Source organism: Variovorax dokdonensis, assembly GCF_030316895.1.
Classification (GTDB): Bacteria; Pseudomonadota; Gammaproteobacteria; order Burkholderiales; family Burkholderiaceae_C; genus Variovorax; species Variovorax dokdonensis.
The window spans coordinates 958,283-984,687 of the sequence record NZ_JASZYV010000001.1 but is presented as its reverse complement, the minus strand read 5'-3'; the positions used below and the strand labels follow the sequence as shown (position 1 = coordinate 984,687).

The window sequence follows — 26,405 nt, the reverse complement described above, 5'->3', positions numbered from 1 at the left end:
TCGAATCTCTCAAACTACTCGCAAGCAGCGTTTGTTTTTCCAATGCGCATCTCTTAGAGGCCGCATATGGACACACCCGCACAAGCCAAGAGATCGCGTTTCAAGCAACCCGTCGAGGCCGCATCCAACCCTGCCGCGCTGCTGCGCATCGAGACGGTTCAAGCTCTGACTGGCCTCGGCCGCTCGTCGATCTACGCCCGCGTCAAGGAAGGCTCCTTCCCCCATCAAATCTCGCTGTCGACGCGCTGCTCTCGTTGGCGCGCCGGCGATGTCGCCGCCTGGCTGGAGTCGCAATGACGAACGGCAACAAGATCATCATCGCCGCCACCGGCAAGCCTTTGGGCAATCCGACCGGCGCGCTCCTGCTGACGATGAGCAGTCGCGAGATCGCGGATCTGGTCGAGTCGCGGCACGACAGCGTCAAGCTGACCATCGAGCGGCTCGCCGCGAAGGGCGTGATTCAACTTCCGCCAATGGTGGAAGTTAAGAACCATCTCGGCCAGGCCGTTGGCGAGTACTCGGTGGGCAAGCGCGACAGCTGCGTGATCGTCGCACAGCTTTCGCCCGAGTTCACGGCCCGTCTGGTCGATCGCTGGCAGGAGCTGGAAGCTGCAGCGACACCTCGCGTCCCCCAGACCATGGCGCAGGCGCTGCGCCTCGCCGCAGAACAGGCCGAGCAGATCGAACGGCAGACTGCCGCGCTGGTGGCTGCCGCGCCCAAGGTCGAGTTCCACGACCGATACGCCGTCAGCACCGGCAACAGGGGCGTGCGCGAGGTGGCGAAGCTGCTCGGCGCCAATGAGCGGCAATTCATCGAGTGGCTGACGCGCGAGGACGGCCCCATGTACCGACTCGCGGGCGTGCTCACCCCAAAGGCCCAGCACCTGGATGCCAAAAGGTTCGCCGTAAAGGCGGGTACCGCCGAACACGGCAACGGCATCAGTCATGCATTCAATCAGGCGAAGTTCACCCCGAAGGGCGTTCAGTGGATTGCTGGTGAGTGGGGCAAACGCAATGTCCTGGTGCAGATCGGAGGCTCCGCTTGAACTTCTTCGAGCACCACATCGGCGACTACGCAGAGGCAACGGCGCACCTGTCAATCCTCGAAGACGGTGCCTACAGCCGCCTGATCCGCAAGTACTACGCCACTGAGCGCGCGCTTCCGGCTGAGATTGATCGCGTGCAGCGTCTGGTCGGCGCTCGGTCCGACGAGGAGCGCGCGGCGGTGGACGCCGTGCTGCACGAATTCTTCGAGTTGCGCGCAGACGGTTGGCACCAGGACCGCTGCGACGAGGCCATCGCCGCCTATCAGGCGGGCGAGCCGGAGCGCGAGGCCAAGAAGGCAAACGAGGCGACGCGCCTGAAGCGTCACCGCGACGAGCGTTCAATGCTGTTCGCTCAGCTCAATGCCGCCGGTCAGCACGCCCCGTGGAACATCCCGACGAAGGACCTGCGCGAGTTGGTGGCGTGCATTCCCGCAACGCGACCTGCAACGGCACCTGAAACGTTGCAGGCGTTGCAGGTGTCGGGAACTGCAACGCCACCAGCAACGGCACCAGCAACGCCTGCAACGGCTACCCAATACCCAGTACCCAATCCCCAGTACCCACTCCCCAATACCCAACCTCCTTATTCCGAACCTATCGGTTCGGGCGGCAAGCCGCCGCTGACGCCGGACGAGATCATCTTCGGTTACGGCGTGCCGCTGCTGATCAACGCAGGCACGCCAGAGAAGCAGGCCCGCTCGTTCCTCGGCGGGCTACGCAAGGGTCATGGCGATGAAGCCCTGGTCAATGCCTTGCGCGACTGCCTGCGCGAGAAGCCGCTGCAGCCGCTCGAGTGGCTGGCCGCAGCCATGCCGCCGGCCGGCGCGCCGAAGTCCAAGCCCAACGCGCTGGAGGCGCTGGAAGCCTCGAATCAAGCCGTTGCACAACGATTTCTTGCAAGGGAGGCCATCAATGCGCCCCGATGACAAGCCCGCGCTCGTAGCGCTGGTAGCCGATGCGCTCGCCTACTACCGCCAGCCAGCGAGCGAGTTCACCCTTTCCGTGTGGTGGCAGGCGTGCCAGCCGTTTGAGCTGGAGCAGGTGTCTAAGGCGATGACGGTACACGCCACCCACCCCGAGCGGGGCCAGTTCGCACCGAAGGTGGCCGATATCGTGCGCATCCTGCAGGGCACGCACACCGACCGCGCCAACCTCGCCTGGGGCAAGGCTCTTGACGCGATGGCCCGGGTTGGCGCGTACACCGATGTGGTGTTCGATGACCCAGCCATCCACGCTGTGATCGAGGACGTAGGCGGATGGCCGAAAGCGTGCCGCACGGAAATGAAGGATCTGAGCTACCTGCAGCATCGTTTCTGCCAAGCCTACACCGCCTACATTGGCCGGGGCGCTTTCGATCACCCCCGCCGGTTGATGGGCGATCGCTCGCCTGATCACGAGTACGAACGCAAGGGCTTGCCGGTCCCGAAGCCTGCTATCGTGGGTGATCCGAAGCTCTGCGCGCTTGTCTACCAGGGAGGCAAGTCCAACGGCAAGACACCGATCACCTTTGCCTCCCTCGGCGCGTTGACCGCGCTGGCGCTGCCGCACCGCCGACCCGGCAACGATGACATGATCGAAGTAACGCCGGACCGCGCGGAGGGCACGTCATGACGAGCGTCCACGGTGCTGACACCGAGACGCCGTGCGCCAACTGCCGCCACTACCGCGCTGTGCTGTGCGGCGGCCCGCCGCCGGGCGGCGCGCGCAAGGGACGCGGGGCATCAATGCGAGATCCTATGTTTCCGCGTTGGTAGGCCCACCAGCGTGCAGGACTCCTTGTATTTGCCTCTCTCCCTCGCCCAAGTCACCGCCTGGTCTTCATGCCAATTGCGCGCACCGGCCTTGGCGGCGGAGAGTCCGTTTGTAGCCGCGTGGCTTAGGTCGGATTCGATCGTCGACCAACGGTCCTTGTGAAGCTCAACCAGTCGCTTTCTGGAAATCCCTCTGTCCACTCTGTCGGAACTTGGCACGACGGCGGTAATTGGAGAGTGCGGATTGGGCGCATCACTCTCTGCCGAAAGGTCGGGGCGCCGGTAGATCGCGCGCGCCATGCGGTTGAGCCAATCGATCTTGTGTTCGTCGGCCTGTCGACGGGCGGCCTGGAGCCCCTTCTTTAACCGCTCCACGTGAGCGTTGACCCTACCGATTCGCTCTCGATACTCATCGTCTGCGAAGCCGTTGGTTGCCACGTTCGAAATTGCCAAGAGGCCACGGTCCAGATCGCGGCGTTCGTTGTAGGCATCGGCCCACCGATTGGCTTTGTCCTCCGGCGCGCTATCAAACTCGCCCACCACCTGCTGCGCCCGCTTGAGTTCCATGTCGGCCCCATTCACTGCGCGGAGGACTACAACGTCTTGGACGTCCGTCAGGCACTCCCTAAGCTCCTGGCAACCGCGCCCTCCCCCTTGGACGATGGGGCACAGCAGGAATGCCGCCAAATCCGTCGCAGAGAACGGGATGGGGAGCAGCAGCGCCTCCTGCGGGTCCAAATCCTGTAGCGCACATTGAGGATTCCAGCGCAAATCCGGGAGCGCTGCTGCCGCATCGAGAAAGGTCTGGCGCGCAAATATTCCATCTGCGCGACGCTCCATGTCCTCGCCGATGACCACAAGCTCAAATATCCGCTCGGCCGCCTTAGCCCCGTACAGTTTTTCGTCTGACACCGGCACTCCCGAAGTGCTCCCCCGAAGAAGAAGCCCCAGCGGACGGGTCAGGGAAACCCGCCTTCGGCCCGTCGGCCTACGCTGGGGCAAAACTGTTCTACGCGGCCTTGAAGGGGATCACCTTCGCCCCAGCGCGCAGCATGTCAAGGTGATCAGCCCAAGCCTGCATCATCTTCCGGCGCTGCGGCAAGTAGGTCGCGAAGTTGTAGGCCGCGCTGACGTCATCGCGCTCCTGGTGCGCCAGCTGCAGTTCGATGATGTCGTGGCGGTGGCCCAGCTCGTGGAGGATCGTCGAGGCAACACCACGAAAGCCGTGGCCTGTCATGCGGCCGCCGTAGCCCATGCGCTTCAGCGCGGCCAGAATCGTGTTGTTGCTCATGGGCTTGTCGTGGTCGCGCTCACCTGGAAATAGCAGGCCCGACAGCCCGCGCAGCTCGTGGATGGTTTGCAAGACCTCGATCGCCTGCTTCGACAACGGCACGATGTGCGGCGTCTTCATCTTCATACGCTCAGCCGGGATCCGCCACTCCTTGGCCTTCTCCAGATCAAACTCATCCCAATGGGCTCCGATCAACTCTCCGGTGCGCACGAAGGTCAGCGCCATCAGCTTCATGGACAGCCGCGTGACAGGCGTGCCGGCATAGGCCTCGATCTTGCGCAGCAGCTCTGGCATCTCCTTGGCGTCGAGCCGCGCGAAGTGGGCCTTCTTCCTCGGCTTGAGGGCATCGGACGGCTTCACGTCCGTTGCGGGGTTGCGCTCCAGCAGCCCGTGGGCGAGACCGTAGCGAAAGATCTGGCCACAGGTCTGCCAGGCGCGCTTGGCGATGTCGACCGCGCCTCTGCTCTCGATCTTCTTGGCCACCGCGAGCAACTGCGGCGCCGTGATGTCGGCAATAGGCCGGCGGCCGAGCTCAGGGAACACGTCGGCCTCCAGGCGGCGCAGCACGTAGTCGGCGTGCCGCGGAGACTTCGATCCCTTCCAGTGGTCATACCAGGCACGCGCCACCGACTCGAAGGTGTTCTCCAACTTCACGCGGTCGGCCAGCTTGCGGTCCGCCTTGGCCTGCACCGGATCGGTGCCCGCCTTTAGCAGGTCGCGCGCGTCATCGCGGGCCCGGCGCGCCTGCGCCAGCGAGATTTCGGGATACATGCCGATCGCGAGGCGCTTCTCCTTTCCGTTGAAGCGGTACTTCCAGCGCCAGAGCTTGCTTCCCGCCGCTGTGACCTCAAGGTACAGGCCACCGGCGTCCGAGAATCGTTGATAGGGTCGATCTTCGCCGCAACGGGCGTTCTTGCAGGCGGTGTCCGTGAGGGCCATTTGGGGGCATTTTCTGGAGGCACGGCATAAAAGTGCCGGGAATGCCCCCAATCGTGCCCCCATTTTGCGTAGGCTGTCAAAGAACGTTTGCGGACAACCGTGCACAAAAAAGCCCCGTCTGGCGGGGCTCTTAGGAGGTTTCGTGGTCTTTGGTGGACTACCTTGGACCGATACCTGGAGGAGAGGGAGGGATTCGAACCCTCGGTGGGCTATGAACCCACGCCTGATTTCGAGTCAGGTACATTAGACCACTCTGCCACCTCTCCGGTGTTTGGTCGAGCCTGCGATTCTAACAGGATTTTCGCCCAAGTCTTTTCAGACTTTGATCACTTCCAGCCCGCCCAGATAGGGCTGCAACGCGGCCGGAACCCGGATCGAGCCATCAGCCTGCTGATGGTTCTCCAGCACCGCCACCAGTGCCCGTCCCACCGCCAGGCCGGAACCATTGAGCGTGTGGACCAGTTCGTTCTTGCCCTGCGCGTTCTTGAACCGCGCCTGCAGACGGCGCGCCTGGAAGGCTTCGCAGTTCGACACCGAGCTGATCTCGCGGTAGGTATCCTGCGCGGGCAGCCACACTTCCAGGTCGTAAGTCTTGGTCGCGCCGAAGCCCATGTCGCCGCTGCACAGGAGCACCACCCGGTAAGGCAGTTCGAGCGCCTGCAGGACGGCCTCGGCGTGGCCGGTCATCTCTTCCAGCGCCTGGTAGCTCTTTTCGGGGTGCGTGATCTGCACCATCTCGACCTTGTCGAACTGGTGCTGGCGGATCATGCCGCGCGTGTCGCGACCGGCGCTGCCGGCCTCCGAACGGAAGCAGGGGCTGTGCGCCGTCAGCTTGATCGGCAGCGTGGCCTCGGGCACGACCTCGTCGCGCACGAAGTTGGTCAGCGGCACCTCCGCCGTGGGAATGAGGTAGAGCGCGTTGGCCTCCGAAGTGGCCTCCCCTTCCTGCCCGCCCTTGTTGGCGGCGAACAGGTCAGCCTCGAACTTGGGCAGCTGGCCGGTGCCGCGCAGCGTCTCGGCCGTGACGATGTAAGGCACGTAGCACTCGGTGTAGCCGTGCTTTTCGGTCTGCGTGTCGAGCATGAACTGCGCCAGAGCACGATGCAGCCTTGCGATCGGGCCCTTCATGGCCGTGAAGCGCGAGCCGGAAAGCTTGACCCCGGTCTCGAAGTCCAGGCCCAGCGGCGCTCCCAATTCGACATGGTCCTTGGGCGTGAAGCCCAGCGGCGTCGCGCTGCCGCCGATGCCATCTTTAGGGCTCCAGCGTCGCATCTCGACATTGCCCTGCTCGTCCTCGCCAAGCGGCACGCTCTCGTGCGGCAGGTTGGGCACCGCCAGCAGCAATGCGTGCAACTCGGGCTGGATGCGCTCCAGTCGCTGTGCGCCGGCTTCTTGTTCGGCCTTGAGCGCGTTGACTTCGGCCATCAGGGCATCGACCGATTCACCCTTGGCCTTGAGCGGGCCGATCTGCTTGTTCAGCGCATTGCGCTTGGCCTGGATCTCCTCGGTGCGCGTCTGGAGGCGCTTGCGCTCCGATTCGAGCGACGCGAACGCATCCACGTCGAGATAGGGCTGGGGGTTCTTGCGCTTCTGCAGGCCTGCCTCGACGCTGGGCAAGTCCTTGCGTAACAAAGTGATATCGAGCATGTTTGCGATTTTAGGTGGGGCGAGGCAAGGCTAGGATCGACGGCTTTCGTCGTTTGGAATTTCGATCAGGAGCAAGCCATGCAAGCCTATCTGACCTTCAACGGAAACGCCGCCGAAGCGCTCGCCTTCTACGCCAAATGCCTGGACGGCAAGGTCATCTTCTCGATGACTTTTGCAGAAAGCCCGATGGCCGATCAAACGCCGGACAGCCACAAGAACAAGATCATGCATGCCACGCTGGAGGCCCGCGGCCACCAGCTCATGGCTTCCGACCTGCCGCCCAATTTTCCGTTCGATGGCTACAAGGGGTTTTCGCTGTCGGTACAGGCCAAGTCCGTGGACGAAGGCAAGCAGCTTTTCGAGGCGCTCGGCGCCGGTGGACAGGTGACGATGCCCTATGGCGAGACCTTCTGGGCCAAGGGTTTCGGCATGCTGGTCGACAAGTTCGGCGTGGCCTGGATGGTCAACGCCGAGCACTGAACGCAGCGGCCCGCGGCCGCAGCGTCAGGCGTTGAGCGTCGCGGGATCGACGTTCGCGCCGCACACGATCAGGCAGACCTGCTCGCCCTCGCTCGGCCGGTAGCGCCCCGACTGGAGCGCCGCCAGCGGCAGCGCAGCGGCTGGTTCGACCGCCAGCTTGAGTTCGCGCCACAGCCAAAGCTGCGCCGCGCGGATGTCTGCATCGGACAGCAGGATCGCGTCGTGCAAATGGGACTGCGTGATCTCCCACGCCAGCGCGCCGATGCGACGCGCACCCAACGAATCGGCAGCCACACCGCCCACGTCCACATCGACCGGCTCGCCCGCAGCCCGGGCGCTGTGCAAGGTGGGTGCGAGTTCGGGTTCGAGCGCCACGACACGGGCACGTCGCTCAAACCAGGCAGTCAGCCCGCCGACAAGGCCGCCGCCGCCCACGCTCACGAGCACGCTGTCGGGCAAGCCGCCCTGGGCCTCGACCTCGCGGCCGAGCGTGCCTGCGCCGGCCACCACCTCGGGCTGGTCGTAGGCATGCGTCAGCAACGCGCCGGTTTCCTTCTGACGCGCCAGGCAAGCCGCCAGGGCATCGGCATAGGCCGCGCCACCGACGACGACGCGCGCACCGAGCGACGCCAGCCGCGCCTGCTTGGCGGGGCTGGAGATCTCGGGCAGGAACACTTCGCAAGGCACGCCCAGGGCCTGTGCCGCGCCGGCCGTTGCAATGCCTGCGTTGCCGCCGGAAGCGACGATCACGCCGCGCTCGGCAGCCTGCGGATGGGCCAGCAGCCGATTCATCATGCCGCGCGCCTTGAAGCTGCCGCTGGCCTGCAACTGCTCCAGCTTCAGCCAGACCTGCACGCCAGGCTGCGTGACGCCCAGGGCGTCGCCCGGCAGCTTCCACAACGGCGTCTGGCGGACATAGCCCCGCCCTTGCTCGGAAAGGCGCGTTGCCGCCTGCTCGATCGCGCCGCGCCAATCGACGCGGCTGGCTGATGCCGCGCTCACGAGATGTGGCCCGGCAGCGGCCCGTCCGACAGCTTCAGGCCCTTGGGCAGCGGGAACTTCACGGTTTCCTCGATGCCATCCATCTTGCGCACGGACACGGCGCCCAGCGCACGGATGCGCTCGATCACCTGGGTCACCAGAACTTCGGGCGCGGAAGCGCCGGCGGTCAGCCCGACGCGCGTCTTGCCCTCGAACCAGGCGGGCTGCAGTTCGGTTGCCGAATCGACCATGTAGGCTTCGGTGCCCAGACGCTGCGCCAACTCGCGCAGACGGTTGCTGTTGGAACTGGTGGGACTGCCCACGACGATCACCAGGTCGACCTGCGGGCTCAACAGCTTGACGGCGTCCTGCCGGTTCTGCGTCGCATAGCAGATGTCCTGCTGCTTGGGTTCGCGCACCTTCGGAAAGCGTGCGCGCACGGCGGCGGCGATCTCGGCGGCGTCGTCCACGCTCAGCGTGGTCTGGGTCACCACGGCGAGCTTGTCGACCTGCGAGGGCTGTACCTTTGCCACGTCGTCCACGTCTTCCACCAGGTGGATGCCATGGTCCAACTGGCCCATGGTGCCTTCGACTTCAGGATGGCCCTTGTGGCCGATCATGATGAACTCGTAGCCTTCGCGGGCAAGCTTGGCCACTTCGACGTGCACCTTGCTCACCAGCGGACAGGTAGCGTCGAAGATCTCGAAGCCGCGTGCCTTCGCCTCGTTCTGCACCGCCTTGCTGACGCCGTGGGCGGAGAAGACCAGCGTGGCGCCGGGCGGCACCTCGGCCAGGTCCTCGATGAAGATCGCGCCCTTGGCCTTGAGCTCGTTGACCACGTAAGTGTTGTGCACGATCTCGTGGCGCACATAGATCGGCGCGCCGAACTTCGCGAGGGCGCGCTCGACGATCTCGATCGCGCGGTCCACGCCGGCGCAAAAGCCGCGCGGCTCCGCCAGCAGGATTTCTTCGACCTTGCTCATAGCACCCCGATCAGGCGCACCTCGAAGGTCACCGGCTGCCCTGCCAGGGGATGGTTGAAGTCGAAGCGCACGGCGCTGTCGCTCAGCTCGATGACCGCGCCGGCGTAGGTGCCCTGGCCGTCCGGCGTGGGAAAGCTCACCACGTCGCCCACCGAATAGCGCTCCAGCGGGTCGCCCAATTGCGTCAGCAGCTTGCGCGCCACCCATTGCTGCATGTCGGGGTTGCGCTCGCCGAAGGCTTCGCCCGGTGCCAGTTCGAACGTGGTGTGCGTGCCTTCGGCCAGCCCCATCAGGCGCTGCTCGACGGCGGGAGAAAGCTCCCCATTGCCCAGCGAAAGCGTGGCCGGCTTGCCTGAAAAGGTGTTGATCACGTCGCCCGAAGGCCCGGAAAGCCGGTAATGCAGGGTCAGGAAAGCACCCGCCGTGACCACCGCTGGCGCGGCGTCGGATGGCTTGGATGCGGGGGATGAATCGACTGGGGCCGATGTGGAATTTGGCGCGGACAAGGTGGAGGGTCCCCTTACACTGAACCGGCTATTTTAGGGAGGGGGTCCGAAGAGACCCGAAGTGAATGTCTTTCCTGCAGGAATTGCCGGGCGAGTCGCGCCCGCGCGAAAAGCTTCTGGCGCGCGGTCCCGGCGCCCTGGCCGATGTCGAACTCCTCGCTCTTCTGCTGCGCACCGGCATTGCCGGCAAGCATGTGCTGCAACTCGCGCAGGAACTGCTGGATCACTTCGGCGGCATCAGCGGGCTGCTCCACGCCAGCCTGGCGGAACTCGGCGCCATCAAGGGCTTGGGCGGCAGTGCCAAGCGCGCCGAGCTGGCTGCCGTGCTCGAACTCTCTCGCCGGGCGCTGGCCGAGCGCCTGAAGGCGCGCAGCACGCTCGATTCGCCGGACGCGGTGCGCGACTACCTGCGCCTGCACATCGGCACCCGCGCGCACGAAGTGTTCTGCGTGCTGTTCCTGGACGCCCAGAACCGGCTGATCACGATGGAGGAACTGTTTCGCGGCACGCTCACGCAGACCAGCGTCTACCCGCGCGAGGTAGTCACCCGCGCGCTGCACCTGGGCGCGGCGGCGGTGGTGCTGGCCCACAACCACCCCAGCGGCAGCGCGGAACCCTCGCGTGCGGACGAGCACCTCACCCGCTCCTTGCAGGCAGCGCTGGCGCTGGTGGATGTGCGGGTGCTCGACCACTTCATCGTCACGCGCGATCAGGCGCTTTCGATGGCCGAGCGCGGCCTGCTTTGAGCGCCAAATTCTTCACGCCGTTGCAGATTGTTTAATCTTTCGTATCACTGATTTCGGGGATATCTAAGTTTGAAACTTTATGTAAAGTCCCGGTCCGACAAGGCGGAATAGCCCTTCGGCACGTTGCCGAGCGAGCGCGTTCACCCCCGCCCACTCGGACATGCCCCAAGACAACTTTCCATTGCCGCACCGTCGCGGCTGCCGCCTCCGGCCTGCCTCACCTCGCGCCCAGTTCGCAAGGCCCACGGCCCTGACGGCCCTCCTCACGCTGGCCTGGCCGCTCATGGCCGCGGCGCAAGCCAACCCCGGCGCCGACGCCCTGCGCAGCCTGGAACGGCAGAACACCATCATCGAGCGCCAGCAGCAGGAACGCCTGCGCGACGACCAGCAACGTGCCCTGCCCCAGCCCGGCGCGCCCGGCGGCGCCGATCTGAATAACCTGCAGCCCCAGGTCAAGGTGCCGGACCTGGGCACCTGCCGCGACGTGAAAGAAGTGCGCATCGAAGGCGCCGTCCATCTGCCCGCCGACGTGCGCGGCGAGATCGAGCGCGGCAACGCCGGCCGCTGCCTGGCCGCGAAGGACCTCGAAGCGATCCTGGCGAACATCACCCGCAGCTACATCGAGCGCGGCTTCGTCACCACCCGGGCCTACCTGCCGGCGCAAGACCTGACCAGCGGCGTCCTGAAGGTCGCGGTGGTCGAAGGAACGATCGAGCGCATCGAGCTCCAGAACACCGGCCGCCCTGGCGCGAAGGTGAATCTGGCGGGCGCCTTCCCCGCAGCCGCCGGCGACCTGCTGAACCTGCGCGACCTGGAACAGGGCGTGGACCAGATCAACAGCCTGCTGTCCAACTCGGCCACACTGGATCTGCAGCCCGGCACGCAGCCCGGTCAGAGCGTGGTGCTGGTCAACAACCAGGCCAGCTTTCCGCTTCACCTCTATCTCAATTGGGACAACCTGGGAACGCCGAGCACCGGGCGCTACGGCCTGTCGGCCACGCTGAGCGCCGACGGCCTGCTGGGCCTGAACGAGAACATCGCGTTCACCCGCCGGCAGTCCTTCCCGTATGACAGCGAGCACCACTCGGAACTGTCGGCGCTGCATGTGGCGGTGCCCTTCGGCTACAGCACCTTCAGCTACGACATCAGCGAAAGCACGTACACCAATGCCCTGTACCTGCCCAGCGGAACCCGGCTCGATTCCGAAGGCCGCACGCTCAGCCAGTCGCTGGGGCTGGACCGCGTCGTGTTTCGCGATCAGGCCAGCCGCATTTCGCTGGGCGCGCGCCTGTCCAACCAGGACAGCCGCAGCTTCCTCGGGGGCGAGTTCCTCGGCGTGGCCAGCCGCAAGCTCAGCGCGCTGGACCTGGGCGCCACGGCCTTCACGCAGATGGGCGGCGGCATCCTCAATGGCCGCCTGGCCTACGTGCAGGGGCTCACCGCCTTCGGGGCCCTGAACGATCCCAACTACCTGCCCGAGGACTACCCGCACGCGCAAGGCCGCAAATGGGTGACCGACCTGGGCTACAGCCGGCGGTTCGAAGCCGGCCCCGTGCCACTCATGTGGACCAGCCAGTTCAGCGGCCAGTACAGCGATGACGTGCTCTACGGCCTGCAGCAGATCCTGGTGGGCGGGCCGTCTTCCGTGCGCGGTTCGCTCGTCAATGCACTGTCGGGAGACAGGGGCTACTACCTCCGCAACGACCTTTCGCTGCCCTGGCAACGAGCGTTGGGCAATCAGGCCTTCTCTGGCCGCTTCTACGTCGGCTACGACTTCGGCGCCGTGCGCAACAACGCGCCCGGCGTGCCATCCGGCTCGATGTCGGGCATCACCCTGGGCGCGGCGCTGCAATGGCGCACCGCGAGCGCGGAGGTGTTCGCCTCGCGTGCTCTGCACCTGCCTGGCTTCTTCACCCCCGAAGGCACGCTCTGGGGCGTGCGTCTTTCCTTCGCGCTGTAGGACTCGTCACCATGAATCACGTCTATCGCATCGTCTGGCGCGCAGCCCTCGGTACCTGGGTCGCCGTTTCGGAGACCGCCCGCGGAAAAGGCAAGGCATCGAAATCGGCGCCTGCCGCCAAGTCGCGCGCACGGCGCCACCTGGCCCGACGTGCGCTGCCGCTGCTCGGCCTCGTGGCCGCAGCCGGCGCCATGGCGCAATCGGCGGTGGTGGCGCCGGGCGGACAGACCAACGTCTTCGTGGCCCCCAACGGCGTGACCGTGGTGAACATTGCCGGCGCCAACGGTGCTGGCCTGTCGCACAACCGCTACCAGCAGTTCAACGTGGATCCGAAGGGTCTGGTGCTGAACAACACGAGCACCGGGCAGATCCAGTACCAGTCGCAACTGGCCGGCCAGGTCATGGCCAACTACAACACGACCACGCCCGCAAGGGTCATACTCAACGAGGTTGTCGCCAACAACCGGAGCGTGCTGGCCGGCTACACCGAAGTGCTGGGCGGACGCGCCGACGTGGTGCTGGCCAATCCGTACGGCATCACCTGCGGCGGCTGCGGGTTCATCAACACCGACCGCGTGACGCTCACCACCGGCCTGCCCAACATCCGGCCGGACGGCTCCCTCGGCGGCTTCACCGTCAACCAGGGCGACATCCTGATCCAGGGCAACGGCCTCGACGGCACGGCGCAGCAGATCCTCGACCTGGTTTCGCGCTCGGTGAAGATCGACGGCCAGATCAACGCGCAAGACCTGGGCGTCACGACCGGCACCAACAACTGGGACTACGCCACCCGCAGCGTGACCGGCCCGGCCGCCGCGAGCGGTGCCGCACCCACCTACGCCGTCGACAGCTCGGCGCTGGGCGGCATGTACGCCAACCGCATCCGCCTGGTGGCGACCGAAGCGGGCGTGGGCGTGCGCATGCTCGGCGACGCGGCAGCCAACGGCGATGACTTCACGCTCTCGGCCGCGGGGCGGATCGAGCTGGCGAACAACAGGATTTCGGCGCAGCGCGATGTGCTGCTGGCCAGCACCGACAGCGCGGCTGCCGCGATGGCGTTGAACAACGCGACGGTCACTGCGGCACGCAACGTGTCGGCACAAGCCGGCTCTGGTGGACTGACGCTCGACAACGGCATGCTGGTGGCCGGCGCCGACCTGCAAGCGAGCGCGACTCGCATCGATGCGAGCGGCGCTTCGCGACTGCAGGCCGGCGGCGCAGCCACCGTCGACGCCACGGCCGGTGACCTGGCATTGAGCACCGCGGCTGTTCGCGCGGGCGGAGACCTGCAGATCAGATCGACGGGTGCCGTGAGCACCGCCGCAGGCGATGGCCAAGGCGTGCAGAGCACCAGCGGCAACATTGCGATCGAAGCTGGCGGCGGCCTGAACAACGACGGCACCGTGAGCGCCGATGCCGGCACACTGAGCCTTCGCACCGGCACCTTGTCCAACGGCGGAACGCTCAATGCTGGGCAGTCCGTGGACCTGAAAGACATTTCCGGCGCGGCAAGCCAGGCGCTCGACAATCGCGGCAACATCATCGCCGGCACCTCGATCGTCGTGCAGGCCGATACCGTCGGCAACACAGGCTGGATCCAGTCTGGCACCGACAACCTCATCGAGGCCGGCAACCTGAACAACACCGGCAAGATCATTGCCGCGACCGGTTCGGCCACGCTGCGTGTGGACGGAGCCCTCACCAACGCCGGCAGCGTGCGCGCCGGGCAGGACATCTCCATCGGGGGCCGACAGGGCGCCCAGGCCCAACAGCTCACCAACAGCGGCGACCTGCTCGCCGCGCGTGCGCAGAAGATCGAGGTGCAGAACCTCGTCAACCAGCAGGCCGGCTGGATTCAAGCGGCCGCGGGCAGTACCGTGCATGCCACGACGATCGACAACGCCGGCACCTGGCTGACATCGCAACAGGCAGGCGCGACCGACGAGATCGACGCCATCGGCGCCTTGATCAACTCCGGCGCCCTCCAGTCGGCGGGTGACCTGGGCGTCGCTGCGGGTTCGCTGGACAACCGCCAGGCGATCGCTGCCGCGGGCCGTCTGGGCGTCGACACGACGACGTTCCTGCGAAACGAAGGCGTGCTGCAGGCCGGCGCGGCGCTGGCGCTCAGCAGCGGCACAACGCTCACCAATACCAACGGCGCCGTTGCCACCGGCGGCGCCAACGTCGACATCACGGCCAGCCAAGGGCTGGCAAACGCCGGCCTCTTGAACGCCGGCGGCGCGGCCACGGTGAGTGCGGGCAACAGCATCGACAACGGCGGCACGATCCAATCGGCGGGTGCGCTGGACATCGCCGACGCCGACGGCGGTGCCGCGACGACCCTGACCAACAGCGGCAAGCTGCTGACCGACAGCACGATGTCGATCAAGGCATCGACCCTTGGCAATACCAACACCGGAACGGTGCAAGCGGTAGCGGGCAGCACCGTGCAGGCAAGCAACCTGAACAACCAGGGCGTGTGGCTGCTCTCCAGCCAGGCCGGCGCTCCCCAAAGCACGGTGACGGTCAGTGGATCGCTGGTCAACGCCGGTGTCCTGCAGGCGCAGCAGGATGCACGCCTGTCGGCGCAACGCATCGAGAACCAGACCGGCGGCCTGATCCGCACAGGCGGAAACCTCCAGGCTCAAGTCGGCACTGGCGGCCTTTCCAACGCCGGCGGAATGCAGGCCGGCAACGGCACTGCAGGCAACGGGGCCACCCTTGGCATCGACGGCAGCGGCGCGGCCTTGGTCAACACCGGCGTGATGCTCGGCGACCGGCTCGATATCGCCGTGAACAGCGTGGACAACAGCGGAACGATCCAGGGCGGCGGCAGTGCCTCGTCGCGCATCGCCGCCAGCGGCGCCGTCGACAACCGCGCCGCCGGTGTGATCACCATGGCGAGTGCGGCGGGCGGCGCAGGCACCTTGTCGGGCAATGGCATCGTCAATGACGGCGCCATCCAGTCGCTGGGTGCGCTCACGCTTTCTGTCGGCAGCGCGGGCCTGCAAAGCCGGGTGGACGGCACGAGCGGCCACGGCGACATCCTGGCCGACGAGAACCTGACCATCCAGGGTGAAGGCGGTGCCAACTACACCGCCACCATCGACGGACGCCTGCAAAGCGGCGGTCAACTCGCGGTGACCGGCGCCAACTCGAACCTGACGCTCAACGGGAGCGCATCGGGCAATACCGTGGCCATCAATCTGAGCAATGTCACCGTCGGCGCCAAAGGCACGTTGGCATCCCAGGGTGACTTGTCCGTCGACGCGAAGACGTTGTCGATCGCAAGCCAGACCACTGGCAGCGTCGTCGAGTCAGGGCGAATCCTCGCCGCACTCGGCAGCACCGGCAGCGCCACCGACACTGCCAAGGGCAGAGTGACCGTCACCCAGACGCTGAACAACCAGGGCTTGATCTTCTCGGCCAACGACCTGGCGGTGCAGGCACCGTCGATCACGGTCGGCTCGACCAGTGCGTTGTCGGCCCTGCGTGATCTGAACGTCTTCGCCAATGCGGGCGAGCTTGACCTGTCGCTTGCCGCACCCGCCGCCGGCGCCGGCAACCTCGACGTGCAAGACGGGGGCCTGCTCTACGCCGGCCGCGACCTCACCGCCCGCGCCAATGGGCAACTGACCAACCGTGGCCAGATCCTGGCGGGCAACAAGGTGGACCTGCTGGCCAATACGGTCGAGAACAACAACGAGATCAACAGCGACGGTGACATCCGCATCGTCGCCGGCACGCTGCTGAACCAGCCCCGCGGTGGCGACACGCGCGTGTTCTCCAGCAACGAAAGCACGGCCGCCTCCGTCAAGGAAGGTGGCGAGTACGACGACGGCGGCAAGGGCGGCAACCTCAACATCGCCCAGAACTGGAAGAAGGAGTACACCGAGACGCTGGCCTTCGCCAACGGCCAGACGCCCACGGACAAGCCGCAGATCACCGGTGCGCGCAACGTACAACTGGTGTTCCACACCGCCAAGAACCTGGGCGGCCTGATCTACGGCGGGCAGAGCGTGGATCTCGTCGGCTTCAGCGTCGACGGCAGCGCAAGCACGACGGCCATGCAAGGGTACGGCGTGGTCGACGGCAAGCACGGCTACAAGATCGGCGGAGCGACCTTCACCAACGACTCGCTGGCCAACCGCACCTGGAACAAGGTGATCCGCTGGACCCAGCACCGCGAAGAAGCGGGACCGGCGGGCGGCATCGAGAACTTCGACTGGACCCTGTGCAGCCGGTCAGGCGAGTGGGACAACGTGTGCGACTACGACGGCTACCAGGCTCCGGTCGTCAACAGCAGCCCCACCACGGAGACCATGACTGCAGGCGTCTACACGAACTCGCTGACGGGTAACGGCTTCGCCCTCTACAACCAGGGTGGCACCAACCCCGCATCGACCGTGCAGGAGGCCAAGACTGGCACCAGCACGGCGCGCGACAGTATCGACAAGGAAAGCAAAGAGGCAGGCCCGGCGACAGCCATTGCCCAGGGCGGCCCGGCCTATGCAGGCGGAGCCGGACTTGCAACCCGCGCAGCTCCCGGCAGCGCAACCATGCTGACGGGCATGTCCTTCCTGGATGCCAACGCCGCCAACGGCGTGAAGGGCACGTCGTTCGGGGGCATCGACATCACGCTGCCTGGCAACCCGAACGGGTACTTCGTGGTTTCGCGCGATCCGGGCTCCAAGTACCTGGTCGAGACCAACCCGCTGTACCTGTCCGGCGGCGCCACGGTCGGGTCGGACTACTTGACCAAGCTGCTGGGCTACAGCCCGGACCAGATCGGCCTGCGCCTGGGCGATGCGAGCTACGAGGCATGGCTGGTCAAGCAGCAACTCATCAAGCAGACCGGCAATGCGGTGCTGGCCAGCTATGCGGACGCTGGCACCCAGATGCAAGGTCTGATGGAAAGCGCGGCCAAGGAAAGCCTGCCGCTGGGCCTTCAGTACGGCAAGGCGCTCACGCCCGAGCAGCAGTCGCAGCTCAAGCAGGACATCGTCTGGATGGTCCAGACCGAGATCGAAGGCCGCACGGTGCTCGCGCCGGTGGTCTACCTTGCGCAAAGCACCAAGAACAACATTGCCACCGGCGCGGTGATCTCGGCGCAGAACGCCAACCTGAGCCTCACCTCGCTCACCAACACCGGCGGCACCATCGTCGGCAGCAAGTCGCTGGTGGTGGCGTCCACCGGCGACATCACCAACTTGTCGGGCACCATCCGAGGCGGCGACGTCAGCCTGACCTCCACGCAAGGCAGCATCGTCAACCAGACGTTGGCCGAAGGCAGCGGCGGCGACAAGTTCTACAACACGGTGATCGGCCGGACTGCAGGCATCGAATCGACCGGCTCGCTGACGCTGGACGCAAAGAAGGACATCAGCAACATCGGCGCCACCATGAGCGCCGGAACCGACGCGACGCTGAAGGCCGGCAACAACATCACCTTCGACACGATCGAAGACAAGAAGACCCATTCGACCTCGGGCGAGTTCAAGCAGGACGGCGGCAGCGGCCGCACGCGCACCACCGGGACGACCATCACCCAGGTCAAGTCCGGCCTGACGGTGGGCGGGAACCTCGATGCCAAGGCGGGCAACGACATCACCCTCGCCGGCACGGACGCCAAGGTAGGCGGCAATGCGACGCTGGATGCCGCCAACAACGTCAACATCGTGGCGCGAGAAAACAGCACCACCTCGCACACCGAGAGCCAGGCCAGCGGGTTCGGCATGAACAACTCGCTGTACGGCTCGACCACGACCACTACCGACAGCACATCGGTCCGCAACGTGGGCAGCACCCTGACCGTCGGCGGCGATGCGACGCTGAAGGCCGGCAACGACATCACCTTCCAGGGCTCCAGCGCCGATGTGAAGGGCAGCGGCGACCTCCAGGCGGGCAACAACATCAACGTGCTGGCCGGCCGCAACTACGACGAGACGAACACCACCACCAAGAAGACCGGCGTCATGCAGGTCAGCTCGGGCAGCGGCAAGTCGAAGGAATCCGAAGCATCGGCGCAGGCCGCCAGCGGCCGCGGCCTGGCTTCGGCATCCGCGGGTGCCTCGGGCTCGGCAGGCGGCCAGGGCTCGGCGGGGCTCGCATTCAGTTCGACCACAACCACGACGTCCAACAGCACCGACCTCGTGCATGTGGGCTCGACGCTCAACTTCGGCAAGGACGTGAGCGTGAAAGCCGGACAGGACGTGAACCTGCAAGGCTCGACCATCAACGCCGGCGGCAACGCCAGCGTCGACGCCAAGAACGTCAACCTGCTGGCCGCAGAAGACGTGCACACCACCAGCACGACGACGACCACCGAACGCATCGGCCTCATGGCCAGCACCGATAACAAGGTGGGCGGGCAGGCGCAGGCAGCGGCTTCGGCGCAAGGCGGCAAGGGCACGCCGGGGGCCAGCGCGTCGGCCAGCGCCGGCGCCGAGGCCACATCGGAGAACAAGGTCGACCTCTACCAGCGCGAGAAGACCACCAACACCACGCTCGATACAAGGAACCAGGGCTCCGCCATCAACGCTGGCGGCAACCTGAGCGTGACGGCCAGCGACACGCTGACGCTGCAGGGTTCGAGCATGAGCTCGGGCGGCAACATGGACCTCAAGGCCACGGACATGCAGTTCCTGGCCGCCACCGACAAGCACGAAACCACCAGCAGCAGCGACGTGACCACGGCGGGCCTGTACGCCGACGCCAAGGCGCAAGGCTCGGCCAATGCGAATGCAGACGTCGGGCTGGGCGCGCAGGCGGGCGCGAAGGCCGGTGGTTCCGCCGGCGTGGAGGTGGGGCTCTATGGCTCCAACACGAAGAGCAACTCGGTCGAAGGCTCCACCACCGCCGTGACCTCGTCGCTGAAATCCGGCGGCGACATCAACCGCACGGCGACGAACAACATCACCGACGTGGGCACGCAGATCGAGGGCGCGGGCAACCTCAACCAGTCCGCGCAGACCATCGACAGCTTCGCGGCGCGCAACACCACCTACAGCTCCTCGGACAGCACCACCCACACCGCGAAGATCGGCGCCTATGCCGAAGCGGGCGCCGAGTTCAGTGCACAGGGCCAGGTGGGGCCGAACGCCAACAAGCCCAAGAAGGAGAGCAGCGCCGGCGCGGGCATCCGGGCCAGCTACGAGTACGAGAACAGCACCAGCTCGTCCAACAGCAGCGAGGCGGTCACGTCGAGCATCCGCATGGGCGGCAACGTCAATTCAAAGTCCAGCGGTGCGACGACGATGGAGGGCACGCAGATCGCCGCAGGCGGCGACGTCACGCTGGGGGCCAGCTCGCTCGACTACCGCGCCGCGCAGAACACCTACAGCGAATCGTCGACCGACAAGAGCGCCAGCGCCACGGTCAGCGTCGACCTGGTGAAAAAGGAGGTGGGCGCGGAAGTCGGCTACGAAGGCAACAAGAGCAGCGCCAGCGGCAGCACGGCCGTGGTTGGCGGCATCAGCGCCGGCGGCAACCTCAACGTGACGACCACCGGCGACGCCCGCTTCGAAGGCACGAACCTTGCCGCCGGCGGCGCGGCCACGGTGGACGCGGGTGGCAACGTGAAGTTCGATGCAGCCAAAAACACGGCCTCCGCGCACAGCGAAGGGTTGGCGGTGGATGTGTCGGCCAGCGGCGGCAAGAGCGGTGGCGCGGCTGCGGCGGCGGTGGGCGTGAGCAAATCCAACTACAGCCTCGACCAGGATGTGGCGGGCAGCATCACCAGCGGCAGTGGGCCATTGACCATCAAGAGCGGCGGCGACGCCAGCTTTACCGGCACGCAGATTGCCAGCACCAGCGGCGACGTGACGGTAGCGGCCGGCGGCAACATCGACATGAAGGCGGCACGGACCGTGGAGCACAGCGATTCGCTCGGCGTGGATGTGTCGGCCAGCGGCTCGGCGGGCAAGGCTTCGAAGGGCGGCACCAAGAACGCCACCACCGGCAAGAAGACCGGCCAGACCGAGGTCGACCAGCGATCCGGCGCGGCATCGTTCGGCGTCGCCACGTCCAAGTCCGACAGCAACACGGCCAGCGTCGGCTCCATCAGCAGTGGCGGCGGCACCATCACGCTGAGCTCCGGCGGCAACACGAAGCTGGAAGGCACGCAGGTGAGCGCTGCCAGTGGCATCGGCGTGAGCACCGGCGGCACGTTCGAGATGAACAACGCGGTCAGCACGCACAGCTCTTCCACCTTGGGCGTTGCGGCATCGGCATCCGGCTCCAGCCAGACGCCCACGAAGAAGACGGGAACGAGCGGCAGCAACACGACGGGCAACGCCGGCACGACGCAGGGTGGCAACTCGGGGACCGGGACTGGCAACGGAAGCGGAACCGGCAGCACCTGGAAGAGCGCCAAGCCCAGCACCAGCACGGGGACCGGGACCGGGACCGGGACCAGCACTGGCACTGGCACCGGCACCGGCACCGGCACTGGCACCGGCAACGCCAAGCCAGCCCGCAATCCGCTCGACCAGAAGGGTGGCAGCGGCGTCGCCAGCGTATACGTCGACAACCAGAGCGGCACCACGGTCCAGGGCACGACGCTCAACGGCGGCAGCGGCGCCGTCGTCATCCAGCAGGGCGTGAAGCCTTCGGGCGGCGCGCCAGCCGCGGTCAGCGCTTCGGTGCCGCTGGTGGCCAACGCTCCCAAGGGCAGCAAGCCCGTCGCCACCTTGAGCGACGGCAAGCCGCTGCCCTCCTGGCTCAAGTTCGACGCCGCCACCGGCAAGCTGCAAGGCACCCCTCCGGCGGATTTCAAGGGCGACGTCAAAGTCCAGGTGAAGGTGCCGCAGGCCGATGGCTCCACCAAGGCCGTGCCTGTGGTCTTCAGCGGCCAGTGAGTCGCCCCACAATCCACGCATGACGAAGGCCGCCCCACCCCTCAGCGCCATCCTGGTCGTGGACGATGACGCCGCGTTGCGGCGACGCTTGCGCGGCGTCGTGGCCGAAGTCGCACCGGCGGCGATGTGCGACGAGGCCGAGAACCTGAACCAGGCCCGGATGCGCCTTCAGTCCGGGCACTTCGACCTGGTGCTGCTCGACGTGGGCCTGCCCGATGGCAGCGGCCTCGATCTGCTGCCGTGGCTGTCCGAGCACGCGCCGCAGAGCGAAGCGGTGGTGGTCTCCAGCCTGGGCGACGACGCGACCATCCTGCGCGCCATCCAGGGCGGCGCCGTGGGCTATCTGCTCAAGAACGGCGGCGACGAAGAACTCGCGCTCTCGCTGGCCAGCCTGCAGCGTGGCGGCTCCCCCATCGATCCCGTGATTGCGCGGCGGATCCTGCGGTTGATGAGTAACCCCGCCAACGATGGGAAACACGAAGACCAAACGTTACCTAATGTTGCTAGGATCGGGTCCCCGCCTTCCCCTGCCAAGCGCTCGGTGCTGAGCGACCGCGAGGTTGAAGTCCTGCGCCTCGTGGCGCAAGGGCTGACCAACCGCGAGATCGGCCGCGAACTGGCATTGTCGGTACACACAGTCGAATGCCACGCCAAGAACATCTACCGCAAGTTGGCGGCGCGATCCCGCGCCGGCGCGGTCTACACCGCTCGAGAGCTGGGGTTGCTGGGCTAGGCGCCATTTCCGGCGCGATCGTTCTCGCGCTGACGTTCCTGTGGCTGGCCGCCATCGCCGCGCCGGCGCATGCCGCGACGACCGGCGTCCCCTCCTTCGATGCCGTCGAGGCCGTGCGTGGCGCTTCCTGGACCGAAGAGGTGCCGCCGGAGGCAGGCTGGACGCCCGTCACCCTCCCCGACATCTGGACCAGTCGCTGGCCCGCGCACACCGGCGTGGCCTGGTACCGCCTTCGCTGGCACGAAAGCGGTCCACCGGCACCGCTCGGGCTCTACCTGCGCGACATGACCATGGCCGGCGCCATCTACCTCAACGGCACCGAGATCGACCGCGACGCCCAACTCGTCGAGCCCCTGTCACGCTCCTGGAATGTGCCGCGCTTCTTCCGGCTCGATGCGCCCATGCTCCGGGAAGGCAACAACGAACTGCTGGTGCGCGTCTCGGGCCTCGCGAACTTCCAGCCCGGACTGGGCAAGGTCACGATCGGGCCGCCGGACCTCCTGCACGCCGAGGCCGAGCGCGACCATCTCGTGCGGCGTTCGCTTCAATGGGTGAGCATCGGCATCACGGCCATGATGGCGGTCCTCTTCGGCATGCTTTGGCTGCTGCGCCCGAGCGAGATCACCTACGGCTGGTTCAGCCTCTTTTGCCTTTTGTGGCTGCCCTTTTCGTACAACTACGTGGCCCTGTCCGCGTGGCCCTTTGCCAGCACCGACACCTTCCAGCGCGTCAATCATGTGTTCCTGCTGGCCAGCCTTGGGGCCTTCTTCATGTTCGCCCTGCACTTTTGCCAACGCAGCGCCGAATGGCTGCGGTTTCTGGCCGGTGCGCCGCTGGCGGCCTTTGCGCTCGCACTGTTGATCGCGCCGGAAAACGTGCTCGTCGACGTGCGCAATGCCACGGTGCTGGGCGGCATGACCGTCTACAGCATCGCCTGCGTCCTGATCCTGCACGACGCACTCGTGCATCGGCGACCGGAGGCCGTGGTTCTGGCCGGCGCCCTGGCGCTCACCGTGGGCACCGGCATTCACGACACGCTGGTGTTCCTGGAGTTCCTGCCCGGCAACAACTACTACGCCTCGCTCGCCTCTGCGGCCACCGTGGTCGGCATCTCGTTCGCCCTGACCTGGCGCCTCGTGCGCGGGCTGCGCATGGTGGAGAACTTCAACCAGGAGCTTCGCGCGCGGGTCGAAGAAGCCTCGGCGCGCCTGGCGCAGACGCTGCGTCGGCAGCATGAAGTCGAACTCGTGCAGACGCGCCTGGCCGAGCGGCTCAACCTGGTGCGCGATCTGCATGACGGGCTGGGCATGACATTGACCGGCCACATCAGCGCGCTCCAGAAGGGCGCGCAGATCGGCACGGACCGCAGCCGTGGCGAGCCGGGCGCTGAGGCGCTGTGGGCCTTGCGCGAAGTCAACGACGACCTGCGGCTGATCATCGAAAGTTCGGCATTCGACGACACGGACGAGTTGTCCGAACGAATCGTGCCGCTGCGCCACCGTTGCACCCGCTTGCTGGAAGCCGCGGGCATCGAATGCCGATGGCAGGTGGAACGGCTGACCGACTGCAGGATGGATGCGCGCCGAGGCCTGGACTTTCTGCGCCTGCTGCAGGAAGCGCTGACCAACGTCCTGCGGCACAGCCATGCCACGCAGGTGAACGTGCGCATCGCGCTGGCTGGCCAGCAGTTGGTGCTGTCGGTGCACGACAACGGACGCGGAATAGACGCCGGCCTTGGTGACGGCAGCGGCACGCCGCGCGGCATGGGCCTGTCGAACATGCGCGCTCGCGCCCAGCGGCTGGATGGACAGCTCGACATCCACTCCACGCCCGGCAGCACACTGCTGGAACTGCGCTGCCCGACAACGCTCGAACGGGCCTGATACCCTTCCGGTCATCCGGCCCAGTCGATTCGGGCGTCTGCATCCGCGCAGCGCCCGCCGCCAGCATGGGGCCCGCACGCATCCGCCTTTCTCATGCCTTCCACTCCCCGCCGTCCATCCAAGCCCACCGCATTGAAAAGCCTGGGTGACCTGAAGAACCTGGCGTCCGAGCTCGCCGAGCAGCGGGAGCGAGAGGCGGCCAGGCGTGCTGCAGAGGCGGCTCTGGCCCTGAAGCGGCAGGCGGAGCAGAACCTGTTCGCCCGCGCCATCGGCGCCACGCAGCCGCTGCGCAAGCGTCAGCAAACGGTGGCACTTGCGCCCGAGCCGCCGGCACCGATCCCTTTCCAGCATCAATTGGACGAGCAGCGGGTGCTGATCGAATCGCTTTCCGACGAGTTCGACGTGGGCACCTTGCTCGATGCCGACGACGCGATGAGCTTTCGCCGCCCCGGCATCGGCACGGACGTGACGCGCAAACTGCGCGCCGGCGAATGGAGCATCCAGCGCGAACTCGACCTGCACGGCCTGCGCAGCGACGAGGCGCGCGAGGCGCTGGCACGCTTCATCCGCACGGCCCACAAGCATGGCATCCGCTGCGTGCGCGTGGTTCACGGCAAGGGCCTGGGCTCACCGGGCAAGCAGCCGGTGCTCAAGACCAAGACGCAGCGCTGGTTGATCCAGAAGAACGAGGTCCTGGCCTTCGTGCAGGCCAAGCCGGCCGAAGGCGGCGCCGGTGCCCTGGTCGTGCTGCTGGCGCCGGTCGCGCGCTAAGCCCGGCGGCCGGCGAGCACCGAACGCCGTCAGGTGCTTCTGGCGCGCATCAAGCCAGCAGGCTCTTGAGCGGCACCGCCGGGTCCGACGCCACCTCGGGCGCGGGATGGCGTCCGGCCTCGAGCAGCTTGCGGCTCATCATGTGATCGACCGGCGCGTTGACCGACTCGACGCACACAAGTTGGCCGTCGACGTAGTGCAGCAGCGAGAAGGCGCTCTCGTTCGCGCCGGGCCGGCGCACAGTGCTCAGGCCGGGCGTGCCTTCAGCGGGCATCAGGCCGGCCATCTGCAGCCGCAGGCTGCCCTGGTCGGACCAGAACCATGGCAAGGCATCGTGGTCCTTCGCCGCGCCGGTGAGCGTGGCCGTCGCCGTGCGCGCCTGGTCGTTGGCGTTCTGAACCGATTCAAGCCGCAGGCTGCGGCCCGCGCGACGGTCCGGAAACCGGGTGCAGTCGCCGATCGCCAGAATCGCAGGATCGCTCGTGCGCATGTGGGCGTCCACCACGATGCCGTCGGCGCACTCCAGGCCCGCAGCCTGCGCCAGCGCGGTCTCGGGCGTTCCGCCGATGCCCAGCAGCAGCAGGTCGACCTCGCGTCGCTCGCCATTCAGTTGGAGCGACACGAGGCGCGCATCCTTCACCTCGAAGGAATCGGTGCGCGCGCCCAGGACGATCTCCATGCCGGCGGCCCGATGCGTCTGCAGCACGTGCTCGGACAGCTGCGGCGAGACCGCACGGCCGAGCAGGCGGGGCGCGCTCTCGATCACGAGCACCTTCTTGCCCAGCGCCAGCGCCGTGCAAGCGACTTCCAGGCCGATGAATCCGCCGCCCAGAACCGTGACCGATTGCGCCTGCGTCAAGCGCTCGCGCAATTGCATGGCTTCGTCGGCAGCGCGCAGCGACAGCACGTTGTCCAGCGGCGCGTCGCCCAATCCGGCAAGTCGGCGGGCGCGGCTACCGGTGGCCAACACCAGTTCGCCCCAAGGCAGGACCTGCCCCGAACGCAGCGTCACGGTCCGGGCCTGTCGATCGATGGCCACCGCCGGATCGCCCAGGTGCACGTGCACGCCGGCCTGCGCGTACCAATCGGCGGGACGATGCGCCTGCACGGTCTGGTCGGCGCCCTTGAGGAAGGCCTTGGACAGCGGCGGACGGTGATAGGGCTCGCAGGCTTCCTCGCAAACGAGGTGGACGCGCGAAGCCTGTCCGGCCTCGGCCAGGCTTGCACACAGTTGAGCCGCGGCGTGGCCGCCGCCAATGATGACGATGGAATTCATGGGCTGTTGTCTCCCGGCAGATTTGCGTTGGTTCGGATTCAGGCGCCGGCGCGATTGCGCATCCAGTCCGCCGTCTGGAAAAAGCTCTTGGCCAGGCGCTGGTGCAGGTCGTGCGGCACGCCGGTCTCGCGCATCGCCTGGTCCATGCAGGCCAGCCATTCGTCGCGCTCGCGAATGCCGATGGTGTGGCCCCCAATGCTTTGCGGCAGATGGCGCGCACGCAGCATCGGATGGCCGAAGCGGTCGGTGTAGTAGGACGGGCCGCCGAGCCAGCCGCAAAGGAACCAGAACAGGCGCTGGCGCGCGTTGTCCAGCGAACTGCCGTGCACCGCGCGCAACTGCGCATAGGCCGGCTCCAGTTCCATCAGGTCATAGAAGCGCTCCACCAGCGCCTTGACTTTGTCTTCGCCGCCGATCCATTCGAAAGGGGTGGCAAACGGTGGCTTTTCCTCGATCTGCATTCCCCGAGTATCCCCTGCCGCCGCATCCCGGCGCCTCTGGCCGGGGTTTCGTGCAATTGTGCGCAGCGCGACTCGCGCACTTGCGCCCGGAAC

At 66.6% G+C, this 26,405-nt stretch carries 19 protein-coding genes and 1 tRNA gene; 11 read left to right on the top strand and 9 right to left on the bottom strand.

Annotated features, from left to right (window positions below; translation table 11 throughout):
- The first annotated feature begins 66 nt into the window (after window positions 1–66).
- From QTH91_RS04595 to QTH91_RS04580, 4 genes are read left to right on the top strand one after another with little or no spacing between them, the layout of a single operon-like run.
- Window positions 67–297, top strand: coding sequence for a helix-turn-helix transcriptional regulator (locus QTH91_RS04595; RefSeq protein ID WP_286658837.1), 231 nt, complete (start codon window positions 67–69; stop codon window positions 295–297).
- A complete protein-coding gene (locus QTH91_RS04590; RefSeq protein ID WP_286658836.1) occupies window positions 294–1,046 on the top strand; it encodes a phage antirepressor KilAC domain-containing protein in 753 nt (250 codons plus the stop codon). Before QTH91_RS04595 ends, QTH91_RS04590 begins: the two co-directional genes overlap by 4 nt.
- The gene (locus QTH91_RS04585; protein WP_286658835.1) at window positions 1,043–1,972 is read left to right on the top strand and encodes a YdaU family protein; all 930 of its coding nucleotides are present in this window, start codon (window positions 1,043–1,045) and stop codon (window positions 1,970–1,972) included. Before QTH91_RS04590 ends, QTH91_RS04585 begins: the two co-directional genes overlap by 4 nt.
- Window positions 1,959–2,657: a DUF6475 domain-containing protein gene (locus QTH91_RS04580; protein ID WP_286658834.1), complete on the top strand. Its 699-nt coding sequence runs from the start codon at window positions 1,959–1,961 to the stop codon at window positions 2,655–2,657. The genes QTH91_RS04585 and QTH91_RS04580 overlap by 14 nt, the downstream gene beginning before the upstream one ends.
- A 110-nt stretch (window positions 2,658–2,767) precedes the next feature.
- Here the strand turns inward: QTH91_RS04580 and QTH91_RS04575 are convergent, their stop codons facing one another.
- From QTH91_RS04575 to serS, 4 genes are all read right to left on the bottom strand, one after another.
- The gene (locus QTH91_RS04575) at window positions 2,768–3,709 is read right to left on the bottom strand and encodes a hypothetical protein (RefSeq protein ID WP_286658833.1); all 942 of its coding nucleotides are present in this window, start codon (window positions 3,707–3,709) and stop codon (window positions 2,768–2,770) included.
- Between the two features lie 97 nt (window positions 3,710–3,806).
- Window positions 3,807–5,027 carry a tyrosine-type recombinase/integrase gene (locus QTH91_RS04570; RefSeq protein ID WP_286658832.1) on the bottom strand — a complete coding sequence of 407 codons (1,221 nt, stop codon included), beginning with the start codon at window positions 5,025–5,027 and terminating at the stop codon, window positions 3,807–3,809.
- 175 nt (window positions 5,028–5,202) lie between these two features.
- Window positions 5,203–5,293 (bottom strand) — tRNA-Ser (locus tag QTH91_RS04565).
- A 49-nt stretch (window positions 5,294–5,342) separates the two neighbouring features.
- Window positions 5,343–6,674 (bottom strand): serine--tRNA ligase, encoded by a 1,332-nt coding sequence (gene serS / locus QTH91_RS04560; protein ID WP_286658831.1) that lies wholly within the window; start codon window positions 6,672–6,674, stop codon window positions 5,343–5,345.
- A gap of 78 nt (window positions 6,675–6,752) precedes the next feature.
- Here serS and QTH91_RS04555 point away from each other — a divergent pair, with 78 nt between their 5' ends.
- Complete coding sequence (locus QTH91_RS04555) at window positions 6,753–7,154, top strand: VOC family protein (protein WP_286658830.1); 402 nt, start codon at window positions 6,753–6,755, stop codon at window positions 7,152–7,154.
- Between the two features lie 24 nt (window positions 7,155–7,178).
- Here the strand turns inward: QTH91_RS04555 and QTH91_RS04550 are convergent, their stop codons facing one another.
- From QTH91_RS04550 to QTH91_RS04540, 3 genes are read right to left on the bottom strand one after another with little or no spacing between them, the layout of a single operon-like run.
- Window positions 7,179–8,114, bottom strand: coding sequence for a threonine/serine dehydratase (locus QTH91_RS04550; protein ID WP_286659615.1), 936 nt, complete (start codon window positions 8,112–8,114; stop codon window positions 7,179–7,181).
- 38 nt (window positions 8,115–8,152) lie between these two features.
- Complete coding sequence (gene ispH, locus QTH91_RS04545) at window positions 8,153–9,118, bottom strand: 4-hydroxy-3-methylbut-2-enyl diphosphate reductase (RefSeq protein ID WP_286658829.1); 966 nt, start codon at window positions 9,116–9,118, stop codon at window positions 8,153–8,155.
- Window positions 9,115–9,549, bottom strand: a complete 435-nt coding sequence (locus QTH91_RS04540; RefSeq protein WP_286659614.1) for an FKBP-type peptidyl-prolyl cis-trans isomerase — start codon at window positions 9,547–9,549, stop codon at window positions 9,115–9,117. The genes ispH and QTH91_RS04540 overlap by 4 nt, the downstream gene beginning before the upstream one ends.
- A 140-nt stretch (window positions 9,550–9,689) precedes the next feature.
- Here QTH91_RS04540 and radC point away from each other — a divergent pair, with 140 nt between their 5' ends.
- The 6 genes from radC (at window position 9,690) to QTH91_RS04510 (ending at window position 24,575) form a co-directional block, all read left to right on the top strand.
- Window positions 9,690–10,370: a RadC family protein gene (gene radC / locus QTH91_RS04535; RefSeq protein WP_286658828.1), complete on the top strand. Its 681-nt coding sequence runs from the start codon at window positions 9,690–9,692 to the stop codon at window positions 10,368–10,370.
- Window positions 10,371–10,530: 160 nt separating this feature from the next.
- Window positions 10,531–12,330 (top strand): ShlB/FhaC/HecB family hemolysin secretion/activation protein, encoded by a 1,800-nt coding sequence (locus QTH91_RS04530; protein WP_286658827.1) that lies wholly within the window; start codon window positions 10,531–10,533, stop codon window positions 12,328–12,330.
- A gap of 11 nt (window positions 12,331–12,341) precedes the next feature.
- Window positions 12,342–21,188, top strand: coding sequence for a hemagglutinin repeat-containing protein (locus tag QTH91_RS04525; protein WP_286658826.1), 8,847 nt, complete (start codon window positions 12,342–12,344; stop codon window positions 21,186–21,188).
- Between the two features lie 19 nt (window positions 21,189–21,207).
- Window positions 21,208–21,921: a response regulator transcription factor gene (locus tag QTH91_RS04520; RefSeq protein ID WP_286658825.1), complete on the top strand. Its 714-nt coding sequence runs from the start codon at window positions 21,208–21,210 to the stop codon at window positions 21,919–21,921.
- 113 nt (window positions 21,922–22,034) lie between these two features.
- Complete coding sequence (locus QTH91_RS04515) at window positions 22,035–23,804, top strand: sensor histidine kinase (RefSeq protein WP_286658824.1); 1,770 nt, start codon at window positions 22,035–22,037, stop codon at window positions 23,802–23,804.
- Window positions 23,805–23,897: 93 nt separating this feature from the next.
- A complete protein-coding gene (locus tag QTH91_RS04510; protein WP_286658823.1) occupies window positions 23,898–24,575 on the top strand; it encodes a Smr/MutS family protein in 678 nt (225 codons plus the stop codon).
- Between the two features lie 49 nt (window positions 24,576–24,624).
- Here the strand turns inward: QTH91_RS04510 and QTH91_RS04505 are convergent, their stop codons facing one another.
- Together QTH91_RS04505 and QTH91_RS04500 are read right to left on the bottom strand one after the other, a co-directional pair.
- A complete protein-coding gene (locus tag QTH91_RS04505) occupies window positions 24,625–25,851 on the bottom strand; it encodes an NAD(P)/FAD-dependent oxidoreductase (RefSeq protein ID WP_286658822.1) in 1,227 nt (408 codons plus the stop codon).
- Between the two features lie 38 nt (window positions 25,852–25,889).
- Window positions 25,890–26,312: a group II truncated hemoglobin gene (locus tag QTH91_RS04500; RefSeq protein WP_286658821.1), complete on the bottom strand. Its 423-nt coding sequence runs from the start codon at window positions 26,310–26,312 to the stop codon at window positions 25,890–25,892.
- Window positions 26,313–26,405 lie beyond the last annotated feature (93 nt).

Bases quoted from the DNA above. Each gene is read 5' to 3' on its own strand.
- QTH91_RS04595 (WP_286658837.1), top strand. From the start codon at position 67: ATGGACACACCCGCACAAGCCAAGAGATCGCGTTTCAAGCAACCCGTC.
- QTH91_RS04590 (WP_286658836.1), top strand. From the start codon at position 294: ATGACGAACGGCAACAAGATCATCATCGCCGCCACCGGCAAGCCTTTG.
- QTH91_RS04580 (WP_286658834.1), top strand. From the start codon at position 1,959: ATGCGCCCCGATGACAAGCCCGCGCTCGTAGCGCTGGTAGCCGATGCG.
- QTH91_RS04570 (WP_286658832.1), bottom strand. From the start codon at position 5,027: ATGGCCCTCACGGACACCGCCTGCAAGAACGCCCGTTGCGGCGAAGAT.
- serS (WP_286658831.1), bottom strand. From the start codon at position 6,674: ATGCTCGATATCACTTTGTTACGCAAGGACTTGCCCAGCGTCGAGGCA.
- QTH91_RS04555 (WP_286658830.1), top strand. From the start codon at position 6,753: ATGCAAGCCTATCTGACCTTCAACGGAAACGCCGCCGAAGCGCTCGCC.
- ispH (WP_286658829.1), bottom strand. From the start codon at position 9,118: ATGAGCAAGGTCGAAGAAATCCTGCTGGCGGAGCCGCGCGGCTTTTGC.
- radC (WP_286658828.1), top strand. From the start codon at position 9,690: ATGTCTTTCCTGCAGGAATTGCCGGGCGAGTCGCGCCCGCGCGAAAAG.
- QTH91_RS04530 (WP_286658827.1), top strand. From the start codon at position 10,531: ATGCCCCAAGACAACTTTCCATTGCCGCACCGTCGCGGCTGCCGCCTC.
- QTH91_RS04525 (WP_286658826.1), top strand. From the start codon at position 12,342: ATGAATCACGTCTATCGCATCGTCTGGCGCGCAGCCCTCGGTACCTGG.
- QTH91_RS04520 (WP_286658825.1), top strand. From the start codon at position 21,208: ATGACGAAGGCCGCCCCACCCCTCAGCGCCATCCTGGTCGTGGACGAT.
- QTH91_RS04510 (WP_286658823.1), top strand. From the start codon at position 23,898: ATGCCTTCCACTCCCCGCCGTCCATCCAAGCCCACCGCATTGAAAAGC.
- QTH91_RS04505 (WP_286658822.1), bottom strand. From the start codon at position 25,851: ATGAATTCCATCGTCATCATTGGCGGCGGCCACGCCGCGGCTCAACTG.
- QTH91_RS04500 (WP_286658821.1), bottom strand. From the start codon at position 26,312: ATGCAGATCGAGGAAAAGCCACCGTTTGCCACCCCTTTCGAATGGATC.